This window comes from Microvirga sesbaniae, assembly GCF_025460805.1.
GTDB classification, from domain to species: domain Bacteria; phylum Pseudomonadota; class Alphaproteobacteria; order Rhizobiales; family Beijerinckiaceae; genus Microvirga; species Microvirga sesbaniae.
On record NZ_JAMXFJ010000071.1, the window covers coordinates 1 to 10874 of the forward strand.

Annotated in this window: 12 protein-coding genes and 1 pseudogene; 1 reads left to right on the forward strand and 12 read right to left on the reverse strand. The window is 66.3% G+C overall.

Annotation, left to right across the window (positions count from 1 at the left end):
* Positions 1–224: 224 nt before the first annotated feature.
* Entirely contained in the window at positions 225–938 is a 714-nt protein-coding gene (locus tag OCW50_RS31865) for a hypothetical protein (RefSeq protein ID WP_262300274.1), read from the reverse strand.
* A gap of 302 nt (positions 939–1240) precedes the next feature.
* On the opposite strand from OCW50_RS31865, the gene OCW50_RS31870 reads away from it, so the two are divergent.
* Entirely contained in the window at positions 1241–1567 is a 327-nt protein-coding gene (locus OCW50_RS31870; RefSeq protein WP_262300275.1) for a DUF1476 domain-containing protein, read from the forward strand.
* 98 nt (positions 1568–1665) lie between these two features.
* Here the strand turns inward: OCW50_RS31870 and OCW50_RS31875 are convergent, their stop codons facing one another.
* From OCW50_RS31875 to OCW50_RS33295, 11 genes and pseudogenes are all read right to left on the reverse strand, one after another.
* Complete coding sequence (locus OCW50_RS31875; RefSeq protein WP_262300276.1) at positions 1666–2007, reverse strand: phasin family protein; 342 nt, start codon at positions 2005–2007, stop codon at positions 1666–1668.
* 91 nt (positions 2008–2098) lie between these two features.
* Positions 2099–3334: an HlyD family secretion protein gene (locus OCW50_RS31880; RefSeq protein ID WP_262300277.1), complete on the reverse strand. Its 1236-nt coding sequence runs from the start codon at positions 3332–3334 to the stop codon at positions 2099–2101.
* 3 nt (positions 3335–3337) lie between these two features.
* Complete coding sequence (locus OCW50_RS31885; protein ID WP_262300278.1) at positions 3338–3868, reverse strand: hypothetical protein; 531 nt, start codon at positions 3866–3868, stop codon at positions 3338–3340.
* The gene (locus OCW50_RS31890; RefSeq protein WP_262300279.1) at positions 3865–4566 is read right to left on the reverse strand and encodes a 3-oxoacid CoA-transferase subunit B; all 702 of its coding nucleotides are present in this window, start codon (positions 4564–4566) and stop codon (positions 3865–3867) included. The genes OCW50_RS31885 and OCW50_RS31890 overlap by 4 nt, the downstream gene beginning before the upstream one ends.
* A gap of 4 nt (positions 4567–4570) precedes the next feature.
* Complete coding sequence (locus OCW50_RS31895) at positions 4571–5218, reverse strand: CoA transferase subunit A (RefSeq protein ID WP_262300280.1); 648 nt, start codon at positions 5216–5218, stop codon at positions 4571–4573.
* A gap of 225 nt (positions 5219–5443) precedes the next feature.
* Positions 5444–5719, reverse strand: coding sequence for a hypothetical protein (locus tag OCW50_RS31900; RefSeq protein ID WP_262300281.1), 276 nt, complete (start codon positions 5717–5719; stop codon positions 5444–5446).
* A 40-nt stretch (positions 5720–5759) separates the two neighbouring features.
* Positions 5760–6566: an enoyl-ACP reductase FabI gene (fabI, locus tag OCW50_RS31905; protein ID WP_262300282.1), complete on the reverse strand. Its 807-nt coding sequence runs from the start codon at positions 6564–6566 to the stop codon at positions 5760–5762.
* Positions 6563–9001: a DUF3141 domain-containing protein gene (locus OCW50_RS31910; RefSeq protein ID WP_262300283.1), complete on the reverse strand. Its 2439-nt coding sequence runs from the start codon at positions 8999–9001 to the stop codon at positions 6563–6565. Before OCW50_RS31910 ends, fabI begins: the two co-directional genes overlap by 4 nt.
* Before the next feature lie 36 nt (positions 9002–9037).
* Positions 9038–9547, reverse strand: a complete 510-nt coding sequence (locus OCW50_RS31915) for a hypothetical protein (RefSeq protein WP_262300284.1) — start codon at positions 9545–9547, stop codon at positions 9038–9040.
* Positions 9548–9564: 17 nt separating this feature from the next.
* Entirely contained in the window at positions 9565–10773 is a 1209-nt protein-coding gene (locus OCW50_RS31920) for an acetate/propionate family kinase (RefSeq protein ID WP_262300285.1), read from the reverse strand.
* Positions 10774–10776: 3 nt separating this feature from the next.
* A pseudogene (locus OCW50_RS33295) lies at positions 10777–10874 on the reverse strand (phosphate acetyltransferase); the annotation flags it as partial.

Here is a 10874-nt window from a genome sequence, read left to right on the forward strand (position 1 = left end):
CCGAACGCGAGCGAGACGCCGAGCAGCCCGATGCCGACGTCGGGAAAGGCGGCGGCGATCACCGCGCTGCCGCAGCCGGCGAAGGTGAGCCAGAAGGTGCCGATGCCCTCGGCCACGCAGCGGTGGACGTTCTGGCTGTTGTGCAGGTCCATGTGGTTCTCCTCAAGTTGCGCGAACCGCGCGGGTCAGGAGCGGCTGGGCTGCCCGCCCCGGAGCGGGATTGTTCAGTAGCTCCCCACCACAGTGCCGCGCGCCCGTCCGCCCTGCGTGCGGCAGGAGCAGCCGGTTCCCACCGGTGCCGAATTGCTCAGGGCGCAGGTCCGCACCGAGGTCGCACAGTATCCGCCCGCTGCCGATGAGATCGGGGTCTGGTTCGTGGAGTACGGGTAATTGTAATAGGGGTACGTTGCCGCCGCTCCGACGATGCTGCCTGTGACAAGCCCGGCGCCCCAGCCACCGTAATACGGATAGTTCCCATAGTACCCGCCGTAGTACGGGTAGCGCCGGCCATAAGAGCCGCCGTAGTACGGATAGCGCCCACCATAATAGCCGGCCGTGCGGTAGCCATAGCGGCCATAATTGGGATAGCGCGCGCCGTACCGGCCACCATAGCCAACGCGGTTGTCAAAGCGGCCTCTTGGATTGCTGATCGCGGCCTGACGATAGCCGCCGGGCCTGCCGGCAACCGCCCGACCGCGATAACCGCCCATCCCGACCCGGGAGCCGCCGACGCCACCACGTGGGATGTACATCCTGGAGCCTCCCCCAAAGCCGCCGCCCCGCAGGGCTGCGCCTCCACCGAACCCGCCACCGCTCATGCGGGCGCCACCTCCACCAAATCCTCCGCCACCGCCACCGCCACGCCGGGCTTCAGCGTCGCCCGGGATCAGAAGAGCGCTCGCCAAAAGAGCGCCGAACGCCAAGAGAAGCTTGTTCATCGCATCCTCCCTTTCGCCGCCAAGTGCACAGCACGGCACAAGGCAGGCTGTCGTGCCGTCCATTGTGATCCCGTTGGGGAAACCTGCTTGATCGTCTGGGACAGGCGGTTGGCACTTTGTGCCGTAAGAACCACGTGATGATCCCGTACCTGCTCCGGCGGTCCTCTCCATGGGATGCGGTCCCGGACGCCCGCGGATGTGATGCCGGTCAGGTCGCGATCCTGATCAGGCGCACAGCGGTTTCGTGTATGATGACATTGGCGACAACCTGCAGGTCCCGTCCCGCACCCCGGAGGTGCCCCATGACCCTTTTCCAAGACCGCGAGCAGGCCTTCGAGCAGATGTTCGTGCATGACGAGGAAGCGCGCTTCCGGGCGCTGGCGCGGCGCAACAAGCTGCTGGGGCAGTGGGCCGCCACCCAACTCGGCCTCACCGGTGCCAAGGCCGACGAGTACCTCGCCAAGATTGCGAGGAGCGTGGTGGCGCAGGTCGTCGACGAGAATGTCGTCGAGACGCTCCAGGCCGATTTCAAAGCCCATGGCGTCAGCCAGTCCGCAGACCAGATCCGGCAGAAGACGGCGGAGCTGATGGCGGCGGCCATCACCCAGGTCCGCTCAAGCGCCTGGTAAGGTTTTCAGCGCGATCCGCCTGACGCGGGCCGTCATGGCCGGAACCGCTTGGTCTCGATCAGCCAGCACCTCTTGCCCCGCCGTCTTGCGGGAGGCTGTCAGCGTCCGTCACGGCCTCCGCCGTTCACAGACCTGGTAAAGATGGTCATCAGCTTGGTGATCTCGGCATTGTAGTCGCGCAGGGTTTCCTCGATCCAGCGGGATTGGATGGCCGTCGTGTCCCCGAGGTTCCTGCACCCCATCATCTCACGGGTGGTCTCGGCGTCCTTCTCAAGGCGCATGGACACGAAGCTCATCATCTCGCGCTGGCATTCGGTGGCCGCGGCGAACCACGTTTCCGTGGCGTTCGCCAGGGCGCGGTTGCTGTCGCCTGACATGGCAAACACGGCACCGCTGCGCAGCATGTCCGATGTTCCTGAACTCTTCGGCATGGTGGCCATGGATTGTCCTCCTTGAACGAAATCCTTCTTCACCCTGAACGATGCCCCCCTCGCCTCCTCCGGGCGGCGGGCAGAAACCGCCCTGTCGATCTCAGTGCCCGCCGAGCACGAGGGTCTGGATCGGGTACACCAGCGCCTGGATGCGCAGGATCATGGCATGCACGAGCCCGACGGCATCCACCGCGTGGAGAACGAATCCCCTTATCGCGCCCGTTTCTGGGGCGATGATTTCCTCATGGTGGCTGGTATAGGCATTAACGATGCAGCTGCTGCCAGGGGTGACGCCGTCGAAGCCGCCCTCGTATAGGGGCTCAAGAAAGGCCAGAACGGTTCCGGGCCGCGTCACCTGCAGCGGGTCGAGCAACTGCTCGCCGCTGCGGATCTGACCAGCGGCGATGTAGTCCTGCACCCCGGTGACCACCATCGGGATGATCGTCCACGGCTTCGAAGCGCAGGTGGCCTCGGCCACCATCCCGACCGTCAGCGCCTGGGACTCGACCTGCCCGAAGCCGGCCTGCAGGCGCCCCCGCCCGGCTCCCTCCGGAATCAGGACCCCGGCCGGACGCATGAGCGGGTTGACGATGTCACCCACCCTCAGCGTGAATTGCTCCACACGCCCGTCCACCCCGGCCCGGACGACGGTCTTCGACAAATCCACCTCGTCCTGGGCCAGTTCGGCCTCGGCGCTGGACTTCTGGGCGGGGAGCAGCGTGGAGAGCTGCGCCTCGGCCTGCTGCTTGGCGGCGGTGGCAGCATCGATGGTGCCTTGGCGGCCCTGCACGGCGACCTGCAGCTTCTCGATATCCCGTGTGGCCACGGCGCCAGGATTGCGCCGGTAGATCTCCTGCTTGGTCTCCAGCTCGTCCACCGCCTGCTGGTAAGCGCTCTTGGCCTCCACGATCTTGCCTTCGGCGGCCTGGATGTCGGCCTGCGCCACCACCATGGCGGCATCGGTCTCGGCGATCTTGCGGCGGGCGGTCTCCGCGGCGGCCTCTTGCTTCGAGCTGTCGAGCCGGAAGATCGGCGCGCCTTGCTTGACCGTGCCGCTCACGCCGTCGACATAGACCTCCGCGACACGCCCGTTGGTCTCGGGCAGGATCGGGATGGTGCGGAAGTACGCCGTGGCGTTCGTGGTCGACGGGTGGTTGTAGAACACGACCGTGATCAGCCCGATGGTGAGCATCAGACAGGTGACGATGCCCCACCGCAGCTCGAACCAGACCGAATAGAGGGTGATCTCCTTGCCGATCCGTTTGCCCTGGCCGTAGCGGCGGTAGAGATAATCCGGCAGGATCGTCAGCATGGAGCAGAGGAGAAGCTCAAGCATCGATCAGCTCCCTGTGTTGACCGGAGAGATCTGCGGTTTCGGACGGGAGGGCATCCGGGCGGGGGCGATGGTCTTCGGCACATCGATTGTTGCTTCTGCGGCCGCTTCGTCGGTGGCCTCCCTCGCCGGCTCGGCCGGCGGGCCGTGGGCGCCGATCTCGTCCGGCTCCTGGGCTGCGCCTTCGCCCGGCCTCAGGCCGGCGATCTTCTCCAGGGAACCGGCCATCCGGCGCAGCGGATTCCCAAAGTCGGGAATGTCGATGAGGGCGAGCAGCAGGCCGGCGACCCAGAAGATGTGCTGGTGCGTGAACAGGGCCAGCAGACCCAACACGGCGACGATCTCGAACTGCAGCTTGTGCGATTTGTGCGCCATGCGTTCGGGCAAGGTGTGCAGCCGCAGGAACAAGAGGCCCACCGCCAGCACCGCGAGCACCAGAAACACCGCCACGACCACCATCAGGACGTCGGTCCCGCCCGGCGCAGTGATGAAGATCGGCAGATGATGGGGGGCGGCAGGATTGAGCGATGCACTCATACTGTTTCTCCCACTGCGGCGGTTGGGGCACTCTCCGGGACAGGCTTCGCCCCACCTTTTTGGGACAGCTCAGGCGCTAGCGCGAGGTCGGCCTCGGTTGCTGCGACGACCTCTTCGACCGTGACCCCGTCCATCGTCTCCAGCAGTGTCGCGCGACCTTCAGAGAAGCCGATCACCGCGAGCTCGGTGACGACGAGGTCCACCGGCCGGTCCGACGTGAGCGGCAATGAGCATTCGCGGACGATCTTCGGGCGGCCCTTGGCGGTATGCTGCATGGCGACGATGACGCGCTTGGCGCCGGCCACGAGGTCCATGGCGCCGCCCATGCCGGGCACCATCTTGCCCGGCACCATCCAGTTCGCGAGACGGCCATGTTGATCGACCTGCAGGCCGCCGAGCACCGTGAGGTCGAGATGGCCGCCCCGGATCAGGCCGAAGGACATCGCGCTGTCGAACGTCGACGCCCCCGGCAGCGCGGTCACGGGTTTTCCGCCCGCGTCGGTCAGCCACGGCAGCGCCATGCCGGGATCGGCCACCGGCCCAGTGCCGATGAGGCCGTTCTCGGACTGGAAGAAGACGTGCATCCCCTTGGGGACGAAGTTCGCAACGAGGGTTGGAATGCCGATGCCGAGATTGACCAGCATACCGTCGCGCAGCTCCTGCGCGATGCGTTGGGCGATGAGGGTTTGCGCATTCATGGTGTCAGCCTTTCGCGACGAGGTAGTCGACGACCGGAGCGGGCGTCATGACATGGTCCGGCGCGATGACGCCCACGGGCACGATATTCTCCGCCTGGACCACGACGGTCTCTGCGGCCATCGCCATCACCGGGTTGAAGTTGCGCGCCGTGAGGGCGTACTGGAGGTTGCCCAGGTAGTCGGCGATGAAGGCATGCACGAGCGCGAAGTCGGCCCGCAGGGCGGGCTCCAGCAGGTAGTCGCGGCCGCCCACCGCCACCGTCTGCTTGCCTTCCGCCGCGATGGTGCCGACGCCGGTGGCGGTCAGGATGCCTCCGAGCCCGAAGCCGCCGGCGCGGATGCGCTCGGCGAGCGTGCCCTGCGGGACGAGGTCCACCTGCAGCTCGCCCGCAAGCATCTGCTGCTGCGTCTCCGGATTGAGGCCGATGTGGCTCACGATCACCCGACGCAGGAGTTTGGCCGTGATCAGCTTGCCGATGCCGATGCCAGGCGCTGCGGTGTCGTTGGCGATCACCGTCAGGTCGCCTTTCTGCTGCTGCACGAGTTCATCCACCACCGGCTCCGGCGTCCCGACGCCCATGAAGCCGCCGATCATCAGGGTGGCCCCTGCTGGGATCATCGCGACGGCGTCCGAGAGTGTGATCGTCTTCATTGTGACCTCCTCATTGTGCGGCCCAGCCACCATCGACCGACAGGGCGGCGCCACGGATCTGCAGCGGGGTGGCGAATTCGAGTGAAGGCTGCGGCGATCCCGAGGCCGATGCCGCTGGTCGAGCCGGTCACGACGGCCGCCCGACCCTTGAGCATCCCGGGCGCGAACGGCTGGGCGGCGGGCTTTGCTGATGCGGAAACGTCCATGGGCTCGCTCCCTGGCGGGCTACCGCTCACATCCGCTGCAGACGCTGCGCAGGGTGCGAGCAAGACGACGATCCATCTCGCGCAGCTTCCTATCCGCTTCCGTCTCGCGCTTCTCGGCGGCGCCCTGCCCGTCCTCCTGCTGCTGAGCAGACGACGGTGTCGGCTGCCGGAGCACTGGCCGGTCAGAGGACGCGGGTTGTTGGTCCGGCGCCTGGGCCCAGGCGGCGCTTGCCAGAAGAAGGGTGGCGGCACCGACGCCGACCTGCCAGTTCAGGTGCAAGGGACTGGAAGTCATCGCGACCTCCTGTTGATCGGACACTCACGCGGGCTCAACCTCATGCCATGATGCTGAGGCCGCCGTCGACATAGGTGGTGGTCCCCGTCAGCCGTCGCGCGAAGGGTGTGGTCAGGTAAGCGGCGGTCAGGCCGACGTCGTCGATGTCGACCAGCTCGCCGATGGGCGCCCGCTCGATGGCCTCGGTGAGAAGCACGTCGAAGTCCTTCAGTCCGGAGGCCGCGCGGGTTTTCAAGGGACCGGGAGACACGGCATGCACCCGGATGTGCCTGTCGCCCAGCTCGAACGCGAGATAGCGCACCGCGCTCTCCAGCGCGGCTTTCACCGGCCCCATCAGGTTGTAGTTCGGGACCACCTTGTTGGCGCCGTGATAGCTCATCGCGAGCAGCGTGCCGCCTTCCTTCATCAACGGCTCCGCCAGGCGGGCCATACGGATGAAGGAGTGGCAGGAGATGTCCATCGCCACCTTGAAGCCTTCGCCGGAGCTGTCCAGAAGACGGCCCTGGAGATCGTCCTTCGGAGCGAACGCAATGGAATGGAGGGCGATGTCGAGGCTGCCCCAGGTCTCCCCGATCCGCCCGAACACGGCTTCGAGCTCGCCGTCGCGCCCCACGTCGCAGGGCGCGAAGATCGGCGCGCCGAGCTCCTTCGCAAGGGGCTCGACGTAGGGTCGGGCCTTCTCGTTGAGATAGGTGATCGCAAGGTCCGCCCCGAGCTGGCGGAACACACGGGCGCAGCCATAGGCGATCGAGTGCTCGTTGGCGATGCCGATGACGAGCGCCCGCTTGCCGTGCAGGATCTTCGACTGGATGGCGGTTTTGGTCAGGTCGGTGGGTTGATCATTCATGAGCTTGCCCTCGTGCGTCGGGTGTCACTGGAGCGGCGGGTGGCACCATGCTTGGCGGTCTTGGCGGCCGCCCCGGGGCGGTCTTTCGGCTGGTGCTCCACCAAGGTCACGGTGATCGGCTCGGCCTTTGCCCTGCCGCCTGACTTGTCTCCCGCCTCCTCTTCGGACAGGAGACGCCGGATCTCGCCCAGGAGGGTGACCTGCTTCTCGTTGGCCTCGATCCGGCCCTCCAGATGGTCGAGCATGGTGAGGAGCCGGTGCCGATCCGCGGAGGTCCGCAGGAGCTTGGGAAGAGCCGTGAGCGCCTTCACCGGCTCGAAGTCGACGATGAAGGATTGCTCGCGAATGATCTCGCGGGCGGCCTCTGTGGGCATGTCGAGCAGACCAAGGTCCCGGCTGATGAGGTCGCGAGCCCGCTTCATGGTCGAGAGACGGCGCCGACCCGTGCCGGCCTTCATCAAGAGCAGCACGGCGCGAACCATCGCCTCTGTCCGGTCGCCCTCCTCGATGTGCGCCAGCGCCTCCTTCACCAGAGGGGCATTGCGCACGTCGATGGGCTCTTCCGCGGTGGTCTCCTTCTCTGCTCCCGCCAAGCCAATGCCGGCCGGGCCGTAGGTGCGGAAGAAGGTGTTCTCGACCGCCGCATCGCGCAGGTCGCGATAGAGATCCCACGAGGCGGAGGTAATGGCGGCGGAACAGCGCTCCATCATGGCCATCGGGCCGTCATTGTCCCGCGGCGCCCGGTTGGCCTTGGCCATGTCGGCCATGCCCTTGAGCGGCCACAGGAACGGATTGAGGTCCGACACCGCCCAGCGTTGCGCCCGCTGGGGGTTGAACGCCCGGATGAGCCCCGCCGCGGCCGGGGTGACCAGCGGCGCCACGAACGGGTGCACGAAGGTCTCGTAGGCGGATGCGAGCGCTTCCGACGTCTTCTCGACCGCCGCGAACGGCATCTCGTCCTTGCGGCTGTACTTCTGCAGAACCTTCAGGTCCTCGACCGGCATCTCGGTCAGCAGCACGTCGTAGCGGACGCTGCCGTTCGCCTTCTGCTCCTCCACCTGCATTCTGTACAGACCGGGGGGCAGGTGCTCGATGTACTCGATCAGGTCAGCGATCTGGGTGTATTCGCGCTTGGCGACCGCACCCGACACGAAGATGCCGAGATGGCCGACACTCTTATGCATCAGGCCGACGATCACCTGCCCGTTGGCTTTCAGCGCCTCAGTGGTCGGATAAAGGTCGGCCACCCAGTTGAAGGCTTGTTGCGGCGGCGTGATGTTGTCGCCGAGCGACGCGAACAGGATGATCGGCGACTTGATCGCCCGCAGGTCGAAGGCCCTGCCCTCGGACCACTCGGCGTCACCATCCGCCAGATTGTTGCCGACGAACAGGTTCTCGACGATCCACTTGATCTCCTGCCGGTTCATCAGGAAGAACCCGCCCCACCAGCGCTCGAACTCCAGGAAGCGCTCCGGCTCGCTGTCGATCTTCGAGAACAGCGTGTAGTACTTGTCGAAGTAGGTATTGGCCGGGTTGAGATATTCGAAGTTCTCGACGAGATTGGCTCCATCGAACGTGCCGGCGCCCAGATCGCTCGCCAACAATGCCGGCCAGGTGCCTCCGAGCATCCCTCCGGCGTAGCGCATCGGGTTCTCGCCGTCGTTGCCGGCCCAATACGACATCGGCGCCCCATTGATCACGATGGGGCCGACGAGATCCGGCTCGACGGCGCCAACCAGCATGGAGGCCCAGCCGCCCTGGCAGTTGCCGAAGAGAACAGGCTTGCGGGTCTTCGGGTGGCGCTCGCCGACCATGCGCAGGAACTCGGCCTCGGCGCGGGAGACGTCCGCGAGGGTTTGCCCGGGCTCCGGATCGGGGAAGAAGATCACGCAGTAGACCGGGTGCCCCGCCTTGAGCGCGACCCCCACCTGCGAATCCTGCTTGAACCCACCAATGCCGGGCCCATGGCCGGCCCGCGGGTCGATAATCACGAACGGCCGGAGATCAGGATCCGTTTTGACGCCGGCCGGTGGGATGATGCGCACAAGAGCGTAGTTCACGGGCCGCTCGAACGTGCGGGCATCCGAGACCATCTCCCACTCGAAGGCCAGCAGCGGCGGCTTGCCGGCCTTCTCGTGCTCGATCCAGTTGTTGCCGCGCTGGCGCAACGTGTCCCAGAACAGGATCGAGCGCTGCGTGAAGTCGAGGCAATAGGCGCTGGCGTCGCGCCAGAAATCGAGGGGCGATGCGGAACGGATCGGCGCCTCCCTCAACGGCTCGCCCGCGGCCTTCATCGCATCGAGGTAACGCTGTAGCGCCTTGGTGCACCGCTCGTGATAGACCTCGGTGATCTTCGCTTGCGAACGGGCGAGCTCCGTCAGCTGGGCCTGCCCGCCGTCGGCCCGCTCTTCGGTCCTGGATTCGACTTTTTGCATGGCTCTTGTCCTGTCAGTGGCTGCTTCTGGAGACGCTCACTGCTTGGTTTCGCCCCATTTGAGGAAGAAGCCGACATCGCCCGGCAGCCCGCCCGGCCATTCGATGATCAAGGCGCTCAGCTTGAATCCGGCATCCCGGAGTTGGTCACGCCAGAGCTCATAGGCCTGGCGCGGCCGTCCGGTGAGGGTGTCCGGCCAGGTTGGATCCGAGTTGTTGATCGCCCGCCCATGGTCGGTGCACAGCGCGTTGGGGAAGCGCATCACCATCAGCTCGGTCTGGCCGCGCTCCGCCGCCGACCGCAGCTTCGCCTTCAGCGGCTGCAGGATTTCCTGCAGGCGCTCGGGCGTCAGGTCGATGGGCTCGGCCATCCGTTTGATCAGGTCCTGGCGCGCCTTCTCGGCGCGGTCCATGCCCTCCAGCGACTTGGACGCCTTCGCCATCTGCATCTCGGTCATGTAGTTGCGCAGGTCGCGCGCCGACATGAACGTCTCGTCCCCGAGTTCCTGCTTGGCCTTCTCGTCTGGCTTGGTTTTCAAGGCTTCCATGACATCGATCTCCTTGGTCAGGATGCAAGTTTGGTTTGTGTCGCGCCGAGCACGCTGCGCGTCTGCCGTGCGATCACCAGTTCCTCATTGGTGGGAACCACCCACGCCGTGGGTCCGGATCCGGCGGATATCCGCGGGCCGCCGCTGCGGTTGGCCGCCTCATCAAGAGTGAGCCCGGCCCATGCGAGGCCGCCGATCACCTCGGCGCGGGTCGCCACGTCGTTCTCGCCAATGCCAGCTGTGAAGACGAGACCGTCGAGCCCTCCCAACGCCGCCACGAGCGAGCCGATCTCGCGGGTGATGCGGTACACGAACAGGTCGATGGCGCGCCTGGCGTTCGGGTCGCCCGCCGCCTTGGAGCGCAGCACCCGCATGTCGTTCGAGATGCCGGACACCCCAAGAAGACCGGACTTCTTGTACAGCACGCTCTCGGCCTCTTCCGGGCTGAGCCTCATCTCCCGCAGCATGAAGAAGATCACCCCGGCGTCGACGGCGCCGCAGCGGGTGCCCATCGGCAGGCCATCGAGGGCCGAAAAGCCCATGGTGGTCGCCGTGCTGACGCCGTCCTTGAGGGCGCACAAGCTCGCGCCGTTGCCGAGATGGGCGACGATCACCCGCCCCTTCGCCAGTTGCGGGTCGTAGTCCTTCAGCACCGAAGCGACGTAATCATAGGAGAGCCCATGGAAGCCATAGCGCCGCACGCCGCGTTCGCGCATCTCGCGCGGCAGGGCGAACAGGGTGGCAATGTCGGACTGCGTCTGATGGAAGGCGGTGTCGAAGCAGGCGACCTGCGGCATCCCCGGCAGGCGCCGGCGGACGATCCGGATCGGCTCCAGATTGTGGGGTTGGTGCAGCGGAGCCAGCGGCACCAGAGCCTCAAGCCGCTGGAGGACGGACTCGTCGACCAGCACCGGAACGGAGAAGGCCTCGCCGCCATGCACCACCCGGTGCCCGATGGCCACGGGCTTGCGCTCCTCCCGGAACTGGCTCAACCATGCGACGAGGTGCATGAGCGCCGCCTCGTGCCCCGTTTCGTCACCCGCGTCCCATGTTTTTTCTTCGAGGATCGCCCCGCCTTTGTCCTTGACGGCGAAGCGCGCGGCGCCCCCCAGACCTTCGTAAAGCCCTTTCCAGACGAGCCGTGGCTCTGCGCCGTCGACCATGTCATAGACCTGGAACTTGAGGCTCGACGAGCCGGCGTTGAGGACGATGAGGACGGGGATCATGGCTCAGACCTCCGGGATGGCGAGCTTTGCGCGCTGCGCGTCCGCGACCAGCGAAGCGACCGCGCAGGACGCCAGTCGGGTGATCGTCGAGTCCGCCCGGC

Coding starts and splice junctions, on each gene's coding strand:
- OCW50_RS31870 (WP_262300275.1), top strand. CDS start 1,241: ATGACCCTTTTCCAAGACCGCGAGCAGGCCTTCGAGCAGATGTTCGTG.
- OCW50_RS31910 (WP_262300283.1), bottom strand. CDS start 9,001: ATGCAAAAAGTCGAATCCAGGACCGAAGAGCGGGCCGACGGCGGGCAG.
- OCW50_RS31920 (WP_262300285.1), bottom strand. CDS start 10,773: ATGATCCCCGTCCTCATCGTCCTCAACGCCGGCTCGTCGAGCCTCAAG.
- fabI (WP_262300282.1), bottom strand. CDS start 6,566: ATGAATGATCAACCCACCGACCTGACCAAAACCGCCATCCAGTCGAAG.
- OCW50_RS31900 (WP_262300281.1), bottom strand. CDS start 5,719: ATGACTTCCAGTCCCTTGCACCTGAACTGGCAGGTCGGCGTCGGTGCC.
- OCW50_RS31865 (WP_262300274.1), bottom strand. CDS start 938: ATGAACAAGCTTCTCTTGGCGTTCGGCGCTCTTTTGGCGAGCGCTCTT.
- OCW50_RS31890 (WP_262300279.1), bottom strand. CDS start 4,566: ATGAATGCGCAAACCCTCATCGCCCAACGCATCGCGCAGGAGCTGCGC.
- OCW50_RS31915 (WP_262300284.1), bottom strand. CDS start 9,547: ATGGAAGCCTTGAAAACCAAGCCAGACGAGAAGGCCAAGCAGGAACTC.
- OCW50_RS31880 (WP_262300277.1), bottom strand. CDS start 3,334: ATGCTTGAGCTTCTCCTCTGCTCCATGCTGACGATCCTGCCGGATTAT.
- OCW50_RS31875 (WP_262300276.1), bottom strand. CDS start 2,007: ATGGCCACCATGCCGAAGAGTTCAGGAACATCGGACATGCTGCGCAGC.
- OCW50_RS31885 (WP_262300278.1), bottom strand. CDS start 3,868: ATGAGTGCATCGCTCAATCCTGCCGCCCCCCATCATCTGCCGATCTTC.
- OCW50_RS31895 (WP_262300280.1), bottom strand. CDS start 5,218: ATGAAGACGATCACACTCTCGGACGCCGTCGCGATGATCCCAGCAGGG.